Below are 18,862 nucleotides of genomic sequence, written 5' to 3'. Positions count from 1 at the left end.
CCTCCCAAAGTAAGGATTGGGAGGAAGCAATGGACCAGGGCTATTTCCTGGCGCCGGTGGCGACGAGCCTGCGGCTGGACGCCGCACGGCGCGTGCTGGACGCCACGTTGAAGGCAGGGCGCGAGGCCGACCTGCTTCCGCTCACCGTCGTGGTGCTCGATTCCGGCGCGCAGCCTGTCGTCACGGCGCGTGAGGATGGCTGCGGCACGCTGCGCTTCGCCATCGCGCGCGGGAAGGCGGAAGGGGCGCTCGGCATGGGCATTGGCTCCCGCACCATCCGCGACCGGCTGAAGGAGCGCGTGGCCTTCCAGGCAAGCATCGCCGCGGCGAGCGACGGACGCTTCATCCCCGTGCCGGGCGGCGTCCTGATCCTCGACGAGGCGGGCCAGGCGATCGGGGCGGTGGGCGTCTCGGGCGACGCGTCGGACCGCGACGAGTACGCGGCGATCGAGGGCATCCGCCGCGCCGGCTTCGCGAGCCACCCGGCGGAGCCGGCCACCGGCTGGCGGGAGGCCGGGCTGTGAGGCGCCGCCCCCTCCTTCTCGGCGCGGCGGCGCTGCCGCTGCCCGCCCTGGCACAATCCTGGCCCGACCGGCCCTTGCGGATGATCGTGCCCTTCCCGCCGGGCGGGGCCACCGATGTCTTCGCGCGGCGCCTCGCCGCCAAGCTGCCGCAGCAGCTCGGCCAGACCGTGGTGGTGGAGAACCGCGCAGGCGCGGCTGGCGCCATCGGCACGCTGGAAGCCGCTCGCGCCCGCCCCGACGGGTCGAGCTTCCTGTTCGGCACGGCCTCGACGCTCGGCCTCTACCCGCTGCTGTCGGAACGGCCGCAATTCGACCCGCTGCGCGACTTCCAGGCCGTCGCCATCCCCGGCGCCGCCACCGTCGCCATCGCGGCGCGCCCCGCCGTCGCGGAGACGCTGGAGGCACTGGTGCGCGCGGCGCGGGAAAGGCCGGGGCGGCTGCGCTACGGCTCGCCGGGAAGCGGCTCCTATCTCCACATGTCCTTCGAGTATTTCAAGCGCGAGGCGGGGCGGCTGGACATCGAGCACGTGCCCTATCGCGGCTCCGGCCCCGCCATGGCCGATCTGCTGGGCGGGCATCTCGACGCCATCTCGGACACGGTCGCCACCACCATCGCGCATCACCGTGAGGGGCGGGCGCGCATGCTCGCCGTCGCCTCCGCGCAGCGCAGCCCCCTGGCGCCCGACGTGCCCACCGTGGCGGAGGCGCTGGGCCTCACGGGGTTCGAGGCAGCGGTGTGGCTGGCGGTGATGCTGCCGCAGGGCGCGCCGGAGCCGGTGCGGAACCGTCTCGCTGAGGCGGTGAACGCCACCATGCGCGACCCCGAGTTCCGCGCCGAGCTTGAGGCAGCGGGCTTCGAGCTTTATGGCCGGCTGGACCCTGAGCAGAGCGCGCGCTTCATCGCCGCCGAGCAGGAGAAATGGCGTCCCATCGTTCAGGCGACGGGCGCCAGGCTCGACTAGACCGGGAGGAAAAAATGACCATCACCCGCCGCACCCTGGCTGCTGCCGCCGGCGCGCTTGCCCTGCCTGCCGTGGCGCGGGCGCAGGAATGGCCGAACGGCCCGATCCGCATCATCGTCCCATTCGCTGCTGGCGGCTCGACCGACGCGGTGGCGCGCCTCGCCTCGCCGGGGCTGACGCAGCGCCTGGGCGTGCCGGTGGTGGTGGAAAACCGTTCCGGCGCTGCCGGCTCGCTCGGCACCCATGCCGTCGCGCAGGCGCGGCCGGATGGGCAGACTTGGCTGCTGACCTTCGACAGCCACGCCACCTTGCCAGCGCTGCTGCCCAACCTGCCCTTCAACCTGACGCGCGACCTGGAGCCGGTGCTGCTGATCGGCGGAGCGCCCTATGTGATCGCGACGCGGCCGGACAAGCCGTATCGCAGCCTGGACGACATCGTGGCGGCGGCGCGGGCGCGGCCGGATGCGATCAACTACGGCAGCACGGGCAACGGCACGATCGGCCACCTGACCATGATCCTGCTGGGCAGCCGCGCCAATATCCGCATGGCGCACCTGCCGTATCGCGGCGGCGGCCTCGCCGTGAACGACACGGTGGCGGGGCATGTGGAGATGATGATCGGCTCCGCCGCGCTGGTGGCGCCGCAGATCTCCGCCGGGAACCTGCGCCCCGTGGTGCAGTTCGGGCCGGAGCGCCTGCCGGCGCTACGCGACGTGCCGACCGCGGCGGAAAGCGGCTTCCCGGGGCTGGAGGCCGAGGCGTGGTGGGGCGTCTTCGCGCCGCGCGGCACCCCCTCCGCCGCGAAGCAGCGCATGCAGCAGGCCCTGACGGAAAGCTTCCGCGAGGAGCGCGTCACCCGCACCATGACCGAGGCGCAGCAGGCCCGCCTCGTCCTCGGTGGGCCCGAGGAGCTGAACCGCTTCCTCGAGCGCCAGATCGAGACCTGGGGCGGCGTGGTGCGGAACCACAACATCCAGGCCGATTGAGACCAGGCTGGAGGCGGTCAGCCGATCGCCGACAGCATCCGTGCCGTTTCCTCCGGCGCGGTGACCATGGTGTCGTGGCCGGTGCGGATCTCCTGCACCGTCCAGCCGGGGCGGTTGCGCACCCAGCGCCGCGTCACCTCCAGCGGGCCATAGATCGGCTCGGCGGCGATGATGTAGGTGGCGGGCCTTCCGTTCCCGACCGGGTTCCGGAGATTGAGCGGGCTTTCATAGGTGCCGACCGGATGCGGCGTCAGGCGGCGGCGCACCCAAGCCGCGTTCGGATGCCCGTCGGGAATGCCGAAGGCGGAAGGGGGCGGCGGCGGGATGAAGATGCCCTGGCCCTGCTCCTGCACAAGCTGGCGGCGCTGCGCCACGACCTCGGCGGGGAGGATGCCGAAGGGGCTTTGCCCGCCCTCCAGGATCAGGCTGTCGAGATAGACGAGGTGGCGAATGCGCTGGGGCACCCGGTCCGCCGCCCCGGAGATGCCGAGTCCGCCAAAGGAATGGCCGACGAGGATCACGTCCTCCAGCTCCTCGGCTTCCAGCACGTTCACGACATCGGCAACGAAGGTGTCGAGGGTGATTTCGCGCGACATCAGGTGCTTCCGCTCGCCCAGCCCGGTCTGGGTCGGGGTAAAGACGCGATGGCCGCCGGCGCGCAGCACCTCGGCCACGTCGCGCCAGCACCAGCCGCCATGCCAGGCGCCGTGCAGCAGCACGAAGGTCTTGCCGCCGCCCTGCGCAGCGGCGGGCAGGGCGGCGAGGGCGGGGGCAGCAAGGCCCCCCGCGACGACGGTGCGACGGTTCATGGCGGTTCCTTCGTGTCCTTTAGCCCGCAAGCGGCGCCGAGGCGCCGCCGCGAGCTTGGGACTGATCTTGCCGAATGCCCGCCCGAAGGGAAGCCGGCCTATGCGGCCAGTTCGCGCATCACGGTGATCAGGTCGGACTTGCCCTCGAAGCCGATGCCCGGAATCTCGGGCATCACGACGTGCCCGTCCTGGACGCGCACGCCGTCCGGGAAGCCGCCATAGGGCTGGAACAGATCCGGGTAGCTCTCATTGCCACCGAGGCCGAGCCCTGCCGCGATCATCAGCGACATCTGGTGCCCGCCATGCGGGATGCAGCGCGATGGCGACCAGCCGAACTGGCGCAGCACCTCCAGCGTGCGTAAGTACTCGACCAGCCCGTAGGACAGGGCGCAATCGAATTGCAGCCAGTCGCGGTCCGGCCGCATGCCGCCATAGCGCAGGAGGTTGCGCGCATCCTGGTGGGAGAAGAGGTTCTCGCCGGTCGCCATCGGGCCGGGATAGAACTCCGACAGCGCGGCCTGCAGCGCGTAGTCCAGCGGGTCGCCGACCTCCTCGTACCAGAAGAGCGGGTAGTCGCGCAGCATCTTGGCGTAGGCGATGCCCGTCTCGAGGTCGAAGCGTCCATTGGCGTCCACGGCGAGCTGCGCCTGGCTGCCGATCTCGGCCAGCACCGCCTCGATCCGCTCGCGATCCTCCGCGATGGAGGCGCCGCCGATCTTCATCTTCACCACGTTGTAGCCGCGGTCGAGGTAGCCACGCATCTCGGCCCGCAGCGCGTCGTTGCCCTTGCCCGGATAGTAGTAGCCGCCGGCGGCATAGACGAAGACGCGGGGATTGGCCTCGCGCCCGTGGCGCTCCGCCAGCAGGCGGAAGAGCGGCTTGCCTTCGATCTTCGCCACCGCATCCCAGACCGCCATGTCGATGGTGCCGACGGCCACCGAGCGCTCGCCATGCCCGCCCGGCTTCTCGTTCTGCATCATCGCAGCCCAGACCTTGGCTGGGTCGATGTTGTCGCGCGCATCGTCCAGCAAGCTCTTCGGATCGGCCTGGAGGATGCGATCGCGGAAGCGTTCGCGGATCAGCCCGCCCTGGCCGTAGCGACCGTTGGAGTTGAAGCCGTAGCCGACGACGGGCTTCCCGTCGCGCATCACGTCGGTGACAACGGCCACGAGGCTCGCCGTCATCTTGCTGAAGTCGATATAGGCGTTGCGGATGGGCGAAGCGATCGGCTTCGTAACCTCGCGGATTTCGACGATGCGCATCCGGCATATCTCCTCTGGGCGGGGAGGGCAGGGGCGCGGCCCTCAACCCTCGCCGCTGGCGGTTGACTGGCGCACTTGTTAGGGTCGGGGCGGGGCGGACATCCAATGCCGAGAGTCACTTTCTCTATGCACATCCGGCATCACCCATGGAGCTGAATTGGCTCGAGGACTTCCTCGCACTCGCGGAGCACCGGAACTTCTCCCGTGCGGCCGAGGCGCGGAACGTGACGCAGCCTGCCTTCAGCCGCCGCATCCAGGCGCTGGAGGCCTGGGTCGGCACTCCGCTCGTCCTGCGCTCACCCCGGGGAGTGACGCTGAGCGCGGCCGGCGATGCGCTGCACGAAGGCGCGGCCGGGCTGGTGCGCGACCTCCGGCAGATGCGGCGGGCCGCGCTGAGAGCGGCGGGCCGCGAGGGTACGGCGCTGACGATCGCGGCGACCCACGCGCTCTCCTTCACCTTCTTCCCCGGCTGGATCCGATCCTTCGCCGCCCTGGAGAGCCTGGGCACGCTGAACCTGGTGTCCGACACCATGGTGGCCTGCGAGCGGATCCTGCTGGCGGGCGAGGCCGATTTCCTGCTTTGCCATACCGCCGCGGACGTGCTGCCGGACCTCACGCCAGACCGCTTCACGAGCCTCGCGGTCGGTGCGGATGTGCTGCTGCCGGTCTCGGCGCCGGATGAGAATGGCGCCCCACGCTGGGTCCTGCCGGGTTCGCCGGATGCGCCCGTGCGCTTCCTGGCCTACAGCGCGGCCTCCGGCCTCGGCCGCATCCTGGAGGCGGCGTGGCGGAGCGCAGGTGAGGCGCCTTGTTTCGATCCGGTCTTCACCTCGCCGCTCGCGGCTGCCTTGCAGACCATGGCGCGCCAGGGCCAGGGGCTGGCGTGGCTGCCGCGCAGCATGGCCGCCGACGATCTGGCGGCCGGGCACCTCGTGGAGGCTGGCGGAACTCCGATCAAGGTCGAAATCCGCCTGTTCCGGCCAAGGCGGCGGCAATCCGCCACCGCGGAGGCCTTCTGGGAGACGCTGTCCCGCCAGCCTTCTTCGCAGCAGGCCAGCGACGGAGGCTAAGGGGAAGGAATTCGCAATTCGCGATGCTTGCCCCGCTTTCAATGCCGATTTTATATCGCCCATGGACTTGCGGCAGCTCAACACCTTCATTCAGGTCGCGGACCTTGGGAGCCTCAGCAAGGCATCGGACCGGTTGCGCATCGCCCAGCCGGCGCTGAGCCGGCAGATCCGCCTGCTGGAGGATGAGCTGAAGCTGCGCCTCTTCGAGCGCCACGGGCGCGGCATGGCGCTGACCGCGGCGGGCGAGATGTTGCGGGCACGTGCCGGCAGTATCCTGCGCCAGCTCGAGGAAACCCGCGCCGACCTGACGCAGGAGGCCGGGGCGGTGCGCGGCCGCGTGGTCTTCGGCATGCCGCCCACCGTCGGCGACATCCTGGCGACGCGGCTGATCGAGCGCTTCCTGCTGGAACATCCGGAGGTGTCGCTGCGCGCCGTCCCGGCTTTCAGCGGCTACCTCCTCGAATGGCTGCACGCAGGCGAGGTGGACATCGCCGTCGTCTACGGGACCGAGGCCCAGGCCAGCATGAAGCTCTCGCCGCTGCTGGTGGAGAATCTCTGCTTCGTCACCCCGCGCGCCGCCTCGCCCGCTCCGGATCACGCCGTACCCTTCGCCGAGGTGGCGCAGGCGCGGCTGGTCTTGCCGGGGCCGCAGCACGGGCTGCGCCGCCTCATCGAGCGGGAGGCACGAATCCGCCGCCTGTCCCTCAACATCGCGGTGGAGGCGGATGCGCTGCAGGTGCTGAAGGGCCTCGTCGCGCGGGGGCTGGGCTGCACAATCCTGCCTCTCGCCTCAGTGCATGAGGAGGTGCGGGCCGGAGTGCTGGGCGCCGCGCCGATCTTCGACCCGCATCTGTCGCGCAAGCTGGTGGTGGCGCAGCCCTTGGGCCGCCCCGCCTCCAACGCCGTGCGCCGCTTCGAGCAGGTGCTGCGGCAGGAGGTGGCGGCGATGGTGCGCGAAGGCGTATGGGACGGGCAGCTACTCACCGGCCATCAAAACCCGGCATAGGTGCTTGGCCCGAATTGTAGTTTATGGGAGGAGGCCGTGGCGGCACTGTGCTGACCCGCCGGACACGCCAACAAACGGAACCCGTCATGGACAAGACCCTGATGAACGCCGACCCCCATGCCGAGATCCGCGAGGAGGTGCGCAAGCTCTGCTCTCGCTTCCCCGGCGAGTATTGGCGTGAGCTGGATGCCCGCCGCGGCTACCCGACCGAGTTCGTCCAGGCCCTGACTGAGGCCGGCTACCTCGGCGCACTGATCCCCGAGGAGTATGGCGGGGCCGGGCTCGGCCTTTCCGCCGCCGCCGCCATCCTGGAGGAGGTGCAGGCCCAAGGCTGCAACGGCGCCGCCTGCCACGCCCAGATGTACATCATGGGCACGATCCTGCGGCACGGCAGCAAGGAGCAAAAGGACAAGTACCTGCCCGGAATCGCGTCCGGCGAGCTGCGTCTCCAGGCCTTCGGTGTCACGGAGCCGACCTCGGGCACCGACACCACCGCGCTGCGCACGACGGCGCGGCGCGAGGGCGACAAGTGGATCGTCAACGGCCAGAAGATCTGGACGAGCCGCGCCGAGCATTCCGACCTGATGTTGCTGCTGGCCCGCACCACCCCACGCGACCAGGTGAAGAAGAAGACCGAGGGCCTGTCCACCTTCATCGTGGACATGCGGACCGTGCTGGGGAAGGGCCTCACCATCCGGCCCATCCGCACGATGATGAACCACAATTCCTGCGAGGTCTTCTTCGACAACATGGAGGTTCCGGCCGAGAACCTCGTCGGCCAGGAAGGCAAGGGCTTCCGCTACATCCTGGACGGCATGAACGCCGAGCGCCTGCTGATCGCGAGCGAGTGCATCGGCGACGCCAAGTGGTTCATCGAGAAGGCGGTGAACTACGCGAAGGAGCGCGTGCTGTTCGGCCGCCCGATCGGCCAGAACCAGGGCGTGCAATTCCCCATCGCCAAGTCCTACTCGCAGATGCGCGCGGCGGAGGCCATCGTCCACAAGGGGCTGGAGAAGTTCGAGGCCGGGCTGCCCTGCGGCGAGGAAGCCAACATGGGCAAGATGCTGGCCGCCGAGGCGTCCTGGGCGGCGGGCGAGGCCTGCGTGCAGACGCATGGCGGCTTCGGCTTCGCCGAGGAATACGACGTGGAGCGCAAGTTCCGCGAGACGCGGCTGTATCAGGTGGCGCCCATCTCCACCAATCTGATCCTGTCCTATCTCGGCGAGCATGTCCTCGGCATGCCGCGCTCCTACTGAGGATCAGCGCATGAAGCCGGGCAAGCCGCTGGACGGACTCCTCGTCATCTCCATGGAGCAGGCGGTGGCCGCACCCACCTGCTCGGCCAAGCTGGCCGATGCGGGGGCGCGCGTCATCAAGATCGAGCGCGCCGAGGGCGACTTCGCGCGCAAGTACGACGCCGCCTGCAACGGGCTCTCCACCTATTTCGTGTGGCTGAACCGCGGCAAGGAGAGCCTGACGCTCGACCTGAAGGACGAGGCGGACAAGGCGCTGCTCTGGCGGCTCATCGGCAAGGCCGACGTGTTCATCCAGAACTTCGCCCCCGGTGCCATGGCCCGTGCCGGCTTCGCAAGCGAAGCGCTGCGTGAGCGGAACCCGCGCCTCATCACCGTGGACATCTCCGGCTACGGCGAGGAGGGCGAGTACGCGAAGATGAAGGCCTATGACCTGCTGGTGCAGGCGGAGTCCGGCCTCGCTTCCGTGACGGGCCGCGCCGAGGGGCCAGGCCGCGTCGGCTTCTCCGTCTGCGACATTGCCTGCGGCACCATGGCCCATGCGGCGGTGCTGGAGGCGCTGATCGAGCGCGGCATCACCGGCAAGGGCAAGGGCATCTCCTGCTCGCTCTTCGACGGCATGGCGGATTGGATGAACGTGCCGCTCCTCTATTTCGAGGGCACGGGCAAGCAGCCGGAGCGCATCGGCCTCGCGCATCCCTCCATCTGCCCCTATGGCGCCTTCGAGACGGCGGATGGCGCGCTGGTGCTCATCTCCATCCAGAACGAGCGCGAGTGGCAGCGCCTCTGCGCCGTGTTCCTGGAGGAGCCGGACCTGCCGCAGCGCGAGGGCTACCGCTCCAACGTGGAGCGCGTGGCGCACCGGCCGATGGTGGACGCGCATGTCGGGCGCGGCTTCGCGCGGCTGACGCGGGCGGAATGCGCGGCCAAGCTGAATGCGGCCGACATCGCCTATGGCTTCGTCAACGGGGTGGACGGGCTGTCCAAGCACCCGGCGCTGCGCCGTGTGACGGTGGCGACGGAAGTCGGCCCGGTGGCGATCGCGGCGCCTGCGGCGCGGTTCAGCGATGGTGACCGCGAGCTTGGCCCCGTGCCGGGCCTGGGCGAGCACGACGCCGCCATCCGCGCCGAGTTCGCGGCCTAGCAGCCCCTAGCGGCGGCGGAAGCCGCCGCCGCCGTGATAGCCGCCGCCCCAGCCGCGTCCGCCCCATCCATGCCCGCCCCAGCCCCGATAGGCGGGCGGCGCGGCGCGGTAGCCCCAGCCGGGCCGGTAGCCGTAGCCGCCCCATGACCGCCAGGCCGGCGCGCCCCAGCCATAGTAGCGCGGCCAGGGCCGGTAGCCCCACCACCAGCCATAGCCGAGCCCGATCGTCACGGAGGGCGCCGCCACCCCCGGGTAGGCGTAGGGGTAGGGATACGAATACGGATACGCCCCCGCGCCGCCCCAGCCATAGGCGGGCGGGATCTCGGCCAGATTCGCTGGAGGCGGTGCCCAGGGCGCCGCATCCTCGGGCCAGGGTGGGCCGTGGTCCCATTCATGCGCGGCGGGCGGGAGCGGCGCGTCGTACACCGTGCCCACCGTAGGGTCCACGGCGCAGGCGGCGAGGAGCAGGAGCGGGGCGAGGCGGGCGGGCTTCATAGTGCCATTCTAACGCCTAGCCGGGCCGCGCGGCGCGGCTTTACCATGGAGGACAATGAACATCCTCTCCATCCAGTCCTGGGTCGCCTACGGGCATGTGGGCAACGCCTCGGCGATCTTTCCCCTGCAACGGCTTGGCGCCGAGGTCTGGGGAATCAACACCGTCCAGTTCAGCAACCACACCGGCTATGGCGCGTGGCGCGGCCAGGTCTTCGGCGCGGGGCTGATCGGCGACTGCGTGCAGGGCATCGAGGAGCGCGGCGTCCTGCCAAGCTGCGATGCCGTGCTGTCCGGCTACATGGGCGACGCCGCGATCGGCGAGGCGATCCTGGAGGCGGTCGCGCGGGTGAAGCGGGCGAACCCGCAGGCGCTGTGGTGCTGCGACCCGGTGATCGGCGACGTGGGGCGCGGCGTCTTCGTACGCCCCGGCATTCCGGAATTCTTCCGGGACCGTGCCTTGCCGGAGGCCGATATCGCCACCCCGAACCGCTTCGAACTGGAATATCTGACGGGGATCGAGGCGCGCACGGTAGAAGACACGAAGCGGGCCATTTCCGCATTGCAGGCCATGGGCCCGCGTTGCGTCCTCGTCACCAGCCTGGAAGCAGGCTCCGGGGAAGGAGAGATCGGCATGATGGCGGCGGAAGGTGGGCGGTTCTGGCGGCTTTCGACGCCGCTCCTGCCACTGGGCGTCAACGGGGCAGGGGATGCCGTGGCGGCGCTGTTCCTGTTCCACCGGCTGAAGACCGGCGAGGCTGGGACGGCGCTCTCTGCCGCCGCTTCCTCCATCTTCGGCGTGCTGCGGCGGACGGCCGAGGCCGGCTCGCGCGAGATCCTCACCGTGGCAGCGCAGGAGGAGTTCGTCCTTCCCTCCCGCGCCTTCGCCGCGCTTCCTGCGTGAGGCGGCGATGAGCGCGATCGTCCAGGAACCGACGTTGCGCCGCAGCATCGGGCCGATCCAGCTTTTCGCCTACACGCTCGGCGGCATGCTGGGCGCGGGCATCTATGGGCTGGTCGGCCGCGCCGCCGGCGAGCTGGGCAGCGCCGTGTGGCTCGGCTTCTTGGTGGCGATGGTGGCGGCGCTGCTCACAGGCCTGTCCTATGCCTCGCTCGGCTCGCGCTACCCGCGCGCAGGGGGCGCCGCCTATGTCACGCATCGCGGCTTCGGACGACCGCTGCTGACCTGGACGGTGGGGCTGGCGGTCATGGCCTCGGGGCTGACCTCGGTCGCGACGCAGTCGCGGGTGGTGGCGGAGAATCTGCTGCGCCTCATCGACATGCCGGGTGTGCCGCCGGTGCTGCTGTCCCTCGGTTTCCTGGTCTTCATCGCTGGCGTGGTGCTGCGCGGCATCCGCGAGAGCATGTGGATGAACATGCTCTGCACCACGGTGGAGGCGACGGGGCTGGTGCTGGTCATCGCGGTCGGGCTGCCCTGGCTCGGCGGGGCGAATTTGCTGGAAACGCCGACCGGCACCATCGAGGCGACGCTGATCCTGCAAGGCGCCATCCTCACCTTCTTCGCCTTCATCGGCTTCGAGGACACGCTGAACGTCGCCGAGGAGTGCCACGAACCACGCAGCACCATCCCGGTCGGCATCGTCTCGGCGATGGTGGTCGCGGCCGTGCTCTACATGCTGGTGGCTGCCGTGGCCGTTTCCGTCGTGCCGTGGCGGGAACTGGCCGTGGCCCCCGGCCCGCTGGCCGAGGTGATGGCCCGCGCCGCGCCCTGGATGCCGAATTGGGCCTTCGTCTTCATCACGGTCTTCGCCGTCGCCAACACAGCGCTGCTGAACTACGTCACCGCCTCGCGCCTCACCTATGGCATGGCGCGGCAGGGGTTGCTGCCGGCGGCGCTGGGGCGGGTCCATCCGCGCACCCACACCCCACATGTCGCGGTGGGCGTGCTGTTCCTGTTGGTGGTGGCGCTGATGCTGGCGGGCAATATCTCACAGCTGGCATCCGCGACGGTTCTGCTGCTTCTGGCGGTCTTCGCCTGCGTGAACGTGGCGCTGCTGGTGCTGCAGCGGCGGCCGGGCGAGAAGCCGGGCGGGTTCGAGGTGCCGGCCTTCGTTCCCGCCCTGGGGGCTCTGGTCTGCCTCGCCCTGCTACTGAACCGCGTGGCGACGGGCGACTGGCGCGCCCCTGCCATCGCCGGGGTGGTGCTGGTCGCCATCGTGGCGCTGTTCCTGGTCGTGCGGCCGCGCGGCGTGCCGCTGGTGCAAGACTAAGACCCGTTAGCGCCTGAACTCGAAGGTGTTGGCGGCGTTGGGCTTGCTTTGCGGAGGTAAGCCATGCTGACCGACGAACGACGGACGGTGCTGGAGCCGCTGATCGAAGCCTGCCGGCCGCACGCCAAGGTACCGCCGCGTCATCTGCGCTGGACGATTTCAGCGATCCTTTGGCGGCACGAGAACGGTGCCAAGTGGCGCGCCATACCCGCCGAGCTGGGTCCGTGGTGGATGGCCGCCCAGCCCTTCATCCGCTGGTCGCGGCTCGATGTGTGGGAGTGGCTGCTGCGGCTGGCGCAAGAGCGCAGCATTGCTCTCGGTATGACCTTTCTCGATGGCGCCGCCATTCGCGCTCACCAGTAAGCCGCAGGTGGGTCAGGAAAAAAAGCCTGGAGAAGGGCACGGCGCGCGGTGCCGCGAGCGCTCGGCCGCTCGCGCGGTGGTTTCGGCGCGAAAACGTGCGTGATCGCCGATGGCACAGGCCGGGCGGTGGCCTTTGCGCTCGCACCCGGACAGGCTCACGAATTGCCCCGCGCCGTGCCGCGGCTCGCGCGACTGCCCAATGTGCCGCTTTGGGTGGTGGCTGATCGCGGATACAGCAGCCATTCCTTCCGCGAGCACATCTGGAATCTCGGCGCCCGGCCTGCCGTGCCGAGCAAGCAAAATGAAGCGCCCGTCGCCTGCTCGAATTGGGCCTGCGCCAGTCGGCGCCTCGTGGAGAACCTCTGGGCCCGGCTGAAGGAGTGGCGCGCGGTTGCCACCCGCTACGAGAAAACCGCGCGATCCTTTCTCGGCGTCCTCTGCCTCGCTGCCACGTTCGACTGGCTTAAGCGCTAGCGGGCCCTGGCGAGCCGTACCCTCTCCGCCGACACATCGAATCCGACGATCTCGTGGCCGCCGGAGGAAGGCAGATGGGCCGCGGCCAACGGCTATATCCGAGCAAGCGCGGCATGGGCGACGGCGAGGACATCGCCTCGGCGCGCGTTAGGAGGCGAGTAGGCGTCAGCAGCGGCAACAAAGCAAACGAACGTTAAATCAGACCTCCAATGGGGCGACGATGCCGTCGCTTTCGGCTCAAGCGGATGCCGAAGATCCCGAGAAGCCCAGCAGTGAGCAGAGTAGCCGACGCAGGCTCTGGAACCGGTGTTTCAGGAGTGGAGTTCGGTATAAGCCGGATAACATTCGTGGCACTTGTGAACTCAAATGTGAGGGGCAGGCTATCGTTAGTCACGGTGAAGTTGATGTTCCCGCCGAACGGCGCGCCATTAGGGCCATACACTTCGTTGAAGCTCTCGCCTACCGCGACAACGAACGAGTAAGCGCCTGCTGGGAGTGCATCGACTGTGAGTGTGTAAATGCCATTCCCATCGGGATCTTGCAGCCAAGTTCGCAGGCAGCTCGGATCGAAATCACCAGTACAGCCAAGTTCGCTTTGGAAACTGCCAGCGAGGACAACAATGCGAGAGTTGATGCTGTCGGTAATCCAATTCGTTTCATCGCTGTAATAGAATTTTACTGCCTGCGTATCGGAAAGGCCAAGCGGGATGTTTACCCCTGGTTGCGTGTTCAACCCATAGCTTTCGGTAAAGCTGCCGTTCAGCCCCACGACATAGCTGTAATTGCCGGCAGGGATGGTAAGTGTCCGTTGCCATGCTTTATCAATCGCGTCAAAGACGAGCTGAGTCTGCGGGCAACTCAGATTGAAGTCGCCAGCACAACCAAGCTCGCTTTGGAAACTGCCGGCTAAGCCGACACTAACCGGTTCGGACAGAGCACGCGTGACAGCCGGTGGCGAGAGTAGCCCGATAGCAAGCAGGAAGGTAAGTGCAGGTCCTCTTGCGATACTCATCCCCGTCTCCTCCGGTCGAGCAACGCTCAGGCTTCCTGCAAACGGCTTCCTTAGCAAGCGAGAATAAGCGGAGGCCTCTCAAAACTGATGCAAAACGCCATAGTGGCCACGCCCGCCGCGGGGCAAAGGCGATTTGCTCATCCGTATATCGTTTCTGCTTCATAGCACCTTTCCCCTCGCAGGGGTTCAGCGTGCCCAACGAATTTGCACCCCGCCTGGATCAGTTTTCGGAGTCAGGATCACCCCACGCCGTGCCGCTGCTCGCGCGCCTGCCTGACATGCCTCTCTGAGGCGCTGCTAATTGCGGCTAGAGCGGCCCCGCCTTTCGCCAGCACGTCTGGGATCTCGGTGCACGTCCCACCGTGCCAGCTAAGCGCAACGAGGCACCCATCTCCCATCTGGGCTAGGCCCACGCCAGACGCCCACTCGTGGAGACCCTGTGGGCGCGGCTGAAGGAATGGCATGCGGCCGCCACCCGGTACGAGAAAACTGCCTGCGCCTACCTCGGGGTGCTCTACCTCGCCGCCGCGCTTGATTGGCTCAGGTGCAAACGGGCCTTAGCCCCGCGCCAGCCCTTCCAAGACCCGCTCCACCACGGCGAAATGCCCACCCCAGGACGGCGCGCGCCATCCGGCCATGCGCGCCAATTGCGCCGCGCGGCGGGCGCTGGCCGGCCTGGCGTAATCCAGCACCGCCTCGCGCCAGCCCGGCCCGTCCAGCGGATGGAGGAACTCGGGCGTGTCGCCCCCCACCTCGCGGAAGGCAGGGATGTCGGAAGCGAGGACGGGGACACCGAGCGCCAACGCCTCGGCCACCGGGATGCCGAAGCCCTCGGTGAGAGAGGGGAAGAGCAGGGCCCGCGCCCCGCGCAGGAGCCGCGCCGCCTCGCGATCCGGGAGACGCCCGCGATACTCGACGAGGCCGCCGAAATCGCCGCGATCCAGCAGGATGGTGCCCAGATGCGGCTCGGCCGGGCGGCGGCCGATGATGACGAGGCGCGGCGCATCGGCCTGGCCTGCCATCTCCCGCCATGCCTCCAGCATCAGCCAGTGATTCTTCCGCGGCTCCAGCGAGCCAAGCATGACGAAATAGGGCCGCTCCCCTCCGCCCGGCACCGGATCGGGTGGAGGAAGGTCGAGGCCGAGATGCGCTACCTCCACAGGCGGGAGGGGGAGGCCGCGCGCCGTGAACCAGCCCTGCATCTCGTCGCGCGTCGCGGCGGAGACGGCGATGGCGGCATCGGCGAAGCGCGACACGCCCTCCATGCGGCGCGCATGGCGCTCCGCCTCGCCCTGCGGGAAGCAATGCGGGTGGGTGAGGGGGATGACGTCGTGGACCAGCGCCGCGATGCGCGCCCCGCGCCGCTTCACGGCCGCCAGCGCGGCGTGCTTGTGCAGCGTGGCGCAGGAGACGGAAAGCAGCACGGCATCCCGACGCTCGGAGAGGCGGGCGCGCAGTCGCGCCACCCCGTCGCCGAGGAATTGCCGCGTCATCGCCAGGGCCGGACGGGCGCGCAGCGACATGCCCCGGTGGTCCAGCCCCGGCGCGATGCGCGCGGCGGCGTCGGCCAGGATCTCCCGCGCCAGCCCGTCCGGCAGGGCAGCGAGCCGGTCCCAGGCGGTGCGCATCACGAAGGTGATGTCGCGCGACGGCAGGCGCGACCAGTGGCGCGCATGGGCGAACTCGACCCGGTCGATTCCCGAGGGCGCGAGCAACCAGGGCTTGGCGACGGTCAGCGAGATGTCGAGGAGGAGGTGCATCGGCCCCAGGCGCATAGCGCATCCTGCCCCGCCGCCCTAGCATCGGCGGCAGAACGAGGGAGGACACCATGGACACCAGCCCAGCCCCGCCGGGCCCCGGGGCGGCCGAGCTGACGCAGCTCGCCGCGCAGCTTTCCGAGCTGCTGAAGCTTCGCACGCTGCCCATCGGCATGAAGCTGTTCACGGATGCGGCGGAGTTCGAGGCGGTGCCGGGGTTGCGCCGGCCCAACCCGGGGCGCCGCTATTCCACCTGCCAGCTGGTCACCCAGGCACGTATCGCCGGATTCACCCTCGGCATCACCCACGACAACGTGCCCGAATTCAGCAATTGCGGCGGGGTGATCGGGCTGAACGAGCCCTCGGAACTCTACCTTTCCGGCCGCAAGATGGAGGGGGTGTGGTTCGAGAACCGCGAGGCGGCGGCGGCGCACCAGGCGCAGATGCCGCGCGCTGCCCCGGTGCATCACGGCCTCGTCGTCTCGCCCCTGCGATCGGGGCGGCTCGATCCACCCGATATCTGCCTGTTCTACGCGAACCCGGCGCAGATGATCCTCTTCATCAACGGGCTGCAATGGCGCAACTACCGGCGCTTCGACTTCTCCGTGACCGGGGAGAGTGCCTGCGCCGATTCCTGGGGCCGCGCGCTGCGCGACCGCACAGCCTGCCTCTCCATCCCCTGCTATGCCGAGCGGCGCTATGGCGGTGTCGCAGATGACGAGATGCTGATGGCCTGCCCGCCCGCCGACCTCCGCGCCGCCGTCGAGGGGCTGATGGGCCTGTCCAAGGCGGGGCTGCGCTATCCCATCATGCCCTATGGCCCCCAGGCCGACCCGGCCGAGGGGATGGGCCGCTCCTATGCCGGGAAGAGCTAGCCGACGAGCGCCACGCCCACGAGCGCCAGCACGGCGATGAACACTGTGGAGGCGACGCCCAGCAGCAGCGGGCGCGCTCCGCGCTTCTTCAGCGCCTTGAGGTCGGTGGAGATGCCGAGCGCCGCCACGGAGGCGGCGAGCATCAGCGGTACGAGGAAACGCGACGCGTCCACCGCCGCCCTGGGCACGAGGCCGGTGGAGCCAAGCACGACCAGTCCCAGGAAGCCGAAGGCGAACCAGGGCACCGGGGCCTTGGCCGCGCCCGCCTCGGTACCGCCGCGCGCCACCCACCAGCCCAGCGCCACCACGGCCGGGGCCAGCAGGAAAACGCGCGCCAGCTTCATCACCGTGCCGGATTGCGAGGCTTCCGGCCCGCCCGCCGCCGCCGCGCCCACCGCCTGCACCACCTCATGGATGGCGGCGCCGGCCCAGAGGCCGTAGGCGCGCTCGGACATGCCCATCAGATCGCCCAGGAGCGGAAACAGGATCAGGGAGGCCGTGCCGCAGAGGGTGATGACGGCGAGGGCATAGGTCACGTCCTCGTCCTTGCCGCGCGCCACCTGGTTGGCGGCGACGATGGCCGAGGCGCCGCAGATCGCCGTGCCGGTGCCGATGAGTTGCGACAGCGCCGGCTCCACCCCCAGCACGCGGCCGAGCCAGATGGTGAAGGGCAGGGTGAGCGCCACCACCGCCACCGCCAGGGCCAGCGCCCCCGGGCCGAGCGCGACCAGTTCCCCCAGCGTCACCTGCAATCCCAGGAGGACGATGGCGGCGCGCAGCAGCGGCTTCACCGCGTAGGCGATGCCGGGCTTCAGCGCGGCCGGCCGCCCCACCGTGGCGCCGATCGCGATGCCGGCGGCGAGCGCCAGCACGACAGGGTTCAGCGCCGCGATGCCCGTGGCATTGCGGATCATGATGCACAGGGCCGCGATGACGAGGCAGAGAAGGAGCCCTGGCGCGATTTCCCGAAGGCGCGACAAGGAAGAGGACGGCGCCGCCGGGGCGCTGACGGGAAGAGCCATGAACCGGATTCTGGACGTTTCGCCGTGCACGGTCCACCCGTGGGCAGGGAGCGTCAAGCCAATCCGAAGGCCCCGGCCAGCAGGGTAACGGAACGCCGCCGCGCCTCCGCATCGTGGCAGGGGGTCAGCACCGCCACTTCCTGCACGCCCATCTCGGCGGCCAGGGCGGCGATGCGGTCGCGCACTTGGTCCGCCGTGCCGATCAGGGCGCGGGCGCGCATCGCCTCCACCCTGTCCCGCTCGGCCTGCGTCCAGGGATGCGCCTCCGCCTCCTCCAGCGTCGGCAGGGGAGGGAAGTGGCCGCGGTCGCGATGGAGGCGCCACAGGCCGCGCGGGAGGAAGAGGCGCTGCGCCTCCTCCTCCGTTTCGGCTGCCAGCGCATAGACGGCGACGCCGGCACGCGGGCGGTCGCCGCGGAAGCCCTCGCGGTAGAAATGCAGCGCCTCCGCCGCGCCGCGCCCGTCGGTGATGAAATGCGCGAAGCAGTAAGGGAGGCCGAAATACGCCGCGAGCTGCGCGCCGTAATCGCTGGAGCCAAGCACCCAGACCTCCGGCCGCGTCGCGATGGCGGGGCTGGCACGCACCTCGCGGAACGGGTGGCCTTCGGGCAGGCCGTCGCCCAGCCAACCCAGCAGGTCGCGCACCTGGGCGGGGAACGCATCCGCAGCCTGTGCAGCGTTGGGGTTGAGCGCATAGGCCGTGCGTCCGTCGCTGCCCGGCGCACGCCCCACGCCGAGGTCGATGCGCCCAGGCGCAATCGCTTCGAGAGCACGAAACTGCTCGGCGACCTTCAGCGCAGCGTAATGCGGCAGCATCACACCGGCGGAGCCGATGCGGATGCGCTTCGTGGTGGCGGCGATGGCGGCGATCAGGATCTCGGGCGCGGAGCCGGCATGGCTGGCGCTGTTGTGGTGCTCGGCGAGCCAGTAGCGCGCATAGCCCAGCCGGTCAGCGAGCTGCGCGAGGGCCAGCGTCTCCTGGATCGCATCGCCAGGGGAGCGGCCCGAGACAACGGTGGATTGGTCGAGGATGGAAAGGCGGGGAAGCATGGAAGCGCGAGACTATCCGTGCTTCCCCGCGCCGGGCCAGACCCGGCCGGCCCGGCGTCAGGCGTCAGCGGCCGCCATGCGAATTCTGGCCGCCCTTGCGCCCGGCCTCGGAGGCCTTCTCGCGGTCATTGGCGAAGTTGCCGGGATTGCTGCTGCCCTGCTGGCTGCGGCTCCCGCCGCCCTGCGACATCTGGCCGCCTTTCTTTCCGGCCTCTGACGCTTTCTCGCGGTCCTGGGCGAAATTGCCCCCCTGCTTGCCACCTTGCTGGTTGTTGCCTGCCATTCAGTGTCCTCCTTCCCTGTGCGGCTCCACGTGCCGTGGCGTCATGGAGCCCGACAGGAACGGACCCGGCGCGTCGGTGGTTCGCCTTCCCAAGCCACAGTGACGACTTCGTCATTTTGGCCTTGGAGCCAACGCACGGAGGGCTTGGCTTCCGCGCCGCGGCTAGAGCAAATTCTGTTCGAGCTGATTCGCGAAAGCGCTTCCCCGACGCGGGGGTGATCTGATTCACCCTTTCTGCTGAGCGGAGGCAGAAGGCATGGCGAAGACCTTGTCGGAGGATCTGCGGGT

The 18,862-nt window shown here is 69.5% G+C and carries 18 protein-coding genes and 1 pseudogene; 11 read left to right on the top strand and 8 right to left on the bottom strand.

Features of this window, described 5'->3' with window-relative positions:
- Window positions 1-29: 29 nt before the first annotated feature.
- From JTJ31_RS20600 to JTJ31_RS20590, 3 genes are read left to right on the top strand one after another with little or no spacing between them, the layout of a single operon-like run.
- The gene (locus JTJ31_RS20600; protein WP_207540628.1) at window positions 30-524 is read left to right on the top strand and encodes a GlcG/HbpS family heme-binding protein; all 495 of its coding nucleotides are present in this window, start codon (window positions 30-32) and stop codon (window positions 522-524) included.
- Window positions 521-1,486, top strand: coding sequence for a Bug family tripartite tricarboxylate transporter substrate binding protein (locus tag JTJ31_RS20595; protein ID WP_207540627.1), 966 nt, complete (start codon window positions 521-523; stop codon window positions 1,484-1,486). Before JTJ31_RS20600 ends, JTJ31_RS20595 begins: the two co-directional genes overlap by 4 nt.
- 14 nt (window positions 1,487-1,500) lie before the next feature.
- Window positions 1,501-2,472: a Bug family tripartite tricarboxylate transporter substrate binding protein gene (locus tag JTJ31_RS20590; protein ID WP_207540626.1), complete on the top strand. Its 972-nt coding sequence runs from the start codon at window positions 1,501-1,503 to the stop codon at window positions 2,470-2,472.
- A 17-nt stretch (window positions 2,473-2,489) separates the two neighbouring features.
- Here the strand turns inward: JTJ31_RS20590 and JTJ31_RS20585 are convergent, their stop codons facing one another.
- Window positions 2,490-3,281: an alpha/beta fold hydrolase gene (locus JTJ31_RS20585; protein ID WP_207540625.1), complete on the bottom strand. Its 792-nt coding sequence runs from the start codon at window positions 3,279-3,281 to the stop codon at window positions 2,490-2,492.
- Window positions 3,282-3,379: 98 nt separating this feature from the next.
- Window positions 3,380-4,543, bottom strand: coding sequence for a mandelate racemase/muconate lactonizing enzyme family protein (locus JTJ31_RS20580; protein WP_207540624.1), 1,164 nt, complete (start codon window positions 4,541-4,543; stop codon window positions 3,380-3,382).
- A 146-nt stretch (window positions 4,544-4,689) separates the two neighbouring features.
- Here JTJ31_RS20580 and JTJ31_RS20575 point away from each other — a divergent pair, with 146 nt between their 5' ends.
- The 4 genes from JTJ31_RS20575 (at window position 4,690) to JTJ31_RS20560 (ending at window position 9,016) form a co-directional block, all read left to right on the top strand.
- The gene (locus JTJ31_RS20575) at window positions 4,690-5,613 is read left to right on the top strand and encodes a LysR family transcriptional regulator (RefSeq protein WP_207540623.1); all 924 of its coding nucleotides are present in this window, start codon (window positions 4,690-4,692) and stop codon (window positions 5,611-5,613) included.
- A gap of 61 nt (window positions 5,614-5,674) precedes the next feature.
- The gene (locus JTJ31_RS20570) at window positions 5,675-6,619 is read left to right on the top strand and encodes a LysR family transcriptional regulator (RefSeq protein WP_207540622.1); all 945 of its coding nucleotides are present in this window, start codon (window positions 5,675-5,677) and stop codon (window positions 6,617-6,619) included.
- Between the two features lie 86 nt (window positions 6,620-6,705).
- Window positions 6,706-7,875, top strand: a complete 1,170-nt coding sequence (locus tag JTJ31_RS20565) for an acyl-CoA dehydrogenase family protein (RefSeq protein ID WP_207540621.1) — start codon at window positions 6,706-6,708, stop codon at window positions 7,873-7,875.
- A 10-nt stretch (window positions 7,876-7,885) separates the two neighbouring features.
- Window positions 7,886-9,016 (top strand): CaiB/BaiF CoA transferase family protein, encoded by a 1,131-nt coding sequence (locus tag JTJ31_RS20560; protein WP_207540620.1) that lies wholly within the window; start codon window positions 7,886-7,888, stop codon window positions 9,014-9,016.
- 6 nt (window positions 9,017-9,022) lie between these two features.
- Here the strand turns inward: JTJ31_RS20560 and JTJ31_RS20555 are convergent, their stop codons facing one another.
- Window positions 9,023-9,511, bottom strand: coding sequence for a hypothetical protein (locus JTJ31_RS20555; RefSeq protein ID WP_207540619.1), 489 nt, complete (start codon window positions 9,509-9,511; stop codon window positions 9,023-9,025).
- A 55-nt stretch (window positions 9,512-9,566) separates the two neighbouring features.
- On the opposite strand from JTJ31_RS20555, the gene pdxY reads away from it, so the two are divergent.
- The 3 genes and pseudogenes from pdxY (at window position 9,567) to JTJ31_RS20540 (ending at window position 12,576) form a co-directional block, all read left to right on the top strand.
- Entirely contained in the window at window positions 9,567-10,412 is an 846-nt protein-coding gene (pdxY, locus tag JTJ31_RS20550) for a pyridoxal kinase PdxY (RefSeq protein WP_207540618.1), read from the top strand.
- Between the two features lie 7 nt (window positions 10,413-10,419).
- The gene (locus tag JTJ31_RS20545; RefSeq protein ID WP_207540617.1) at window positions 10,420-11,739 is read left to right on the top strand and encodes an APC family permease; all 1,320 of its coding nucleotides are present in this window, start codon (window positions 10,420-10,422) and stop codon (window positions 11,737-11,739) included.
- 63 nt (window positions 11,740-11,802) lie between these two features.
- Window positions 11,803-12,576: pseudogene (locus JTJ31_RS20540) on the top strand (IS5 family transposase).
- 193 nt (window positions 12,577-12,769) lie between these two features.
- On the opposite strand, the gene JTJ31_RS20535 reads toward JTJ31_RS20540, so the two are convergent.
- Both JTJ31_RS20535 and JTJ31_RS20530 read right to left on the bottom strand, forming a co-directional pair.
- Window positions 12,770-13,588, bottom strand: coding sequence for a pullulanase X25 domain-containing protein (locus tag JTJ31_RS20535; protein ID WP_207540616.1), 819 nt, complete (start codon window positions 13,586-13,588; stop codon window positions 12,770-12,772).
- A gap of 557 nt (window positions 13,589-14,145) precedes the next feature.
- Entirely contained in the window at window positions 14,146-15,363 is a 1,218-nt protein-coding gene (locus JTJ31_RS20530) for a glycosyltransferase family 4 protein (protein WP_207540615.1), read from the bottom strand.
- A gap of 53 nt (window positions 15,364-15,416) precedes the next feature.
- Here JTJ31_RS20530 and JTJ31_RS20525 point away from each other — a divergent pair, with 53 nt between their 5' ends.
- Window positions 15,417-16,220: a DUF169 domain-containing protein gene (locus JTJ31_RS20525; RefSeq protein ID WP_207540614.1), complete on the top strand. Its 804-nt coding sequence runs from the start codon at window positions 15,417-15,419 to the stop codon at window positions 16,218-16,220.
- On the opposite strand, the gene JTJ31_RS20520 is transcribed toward JTJ31_RS20525, so the two are convergent.
- The 3 genes from JTJ31_RS20520 to JTJ31_RS20510 all read right to left on the bottom strand — a co-directional run bounded on the left by JTJ31_RS20520 (window position 16,217) and on the right by JTJ31_RS20510 (window position 18,574).
- On the bottom strand, window positions 16,217-17,242 hold the full coding sequence (locus JTJ31_RS20520) for a YeiH family protein (protein ID WP_207540613.1): 1,026 nt from the start codon (window positions 17,240-17,242) through the stop codon (window positions 16,217-16,219). The two genes, JTJ31_RS20525 and JTJ31_RS20520, sit on opposite strands and share 4 nt — an antisense overlap.
- A gap of 53 nt (window positions 17,243-17,295) precedes the next feature.
- Window positions 17,296-18,291 carry an LLM class flavin-dependent oxidoreductase gene (locus tag JTJ31_RS20515; protein ID WP_207540612.1) on the bottom strand — a complete coding sequence of 332 codons (996 nt, stop codon included), beginning with the start codon at window positions 18,289-18,291 and terminating at the stop codon, window positions 17,296-17,298.
- Between the two features lie 64 nt (window positions 18,292-18,355).
- Window positions 18,356-18,574 (bottom strand): con-10 family general stress protein, encoded by a 219-nt coding sequence (locus tag JTJ31_RS20510; RefSeq protein ID WP_207540611.1) that lies wholly within the window; start codon window positions 18,572-18,574, stop codon window positions 18,356-18,358.
- Between the last annotated feature and the right edge of the window lie 288 nt (window positions 18,575-18,862).

This window comes from Sabulicella rubraurantiaca, from assembly GCF_017355885.1.
Classification (GTDB): Bacteria; Pseudomonadota; Alphaproteobacteria; order Acetobacterales; family Acetobacteraceae; genus Roseococcus; species Roseococcus rubraurantiacus.
The sequence above is the reverse complement of the archived record's forward strand: the minus strand, read 5'-3'. Positions and strand labels throughout refer to the sequence as shown.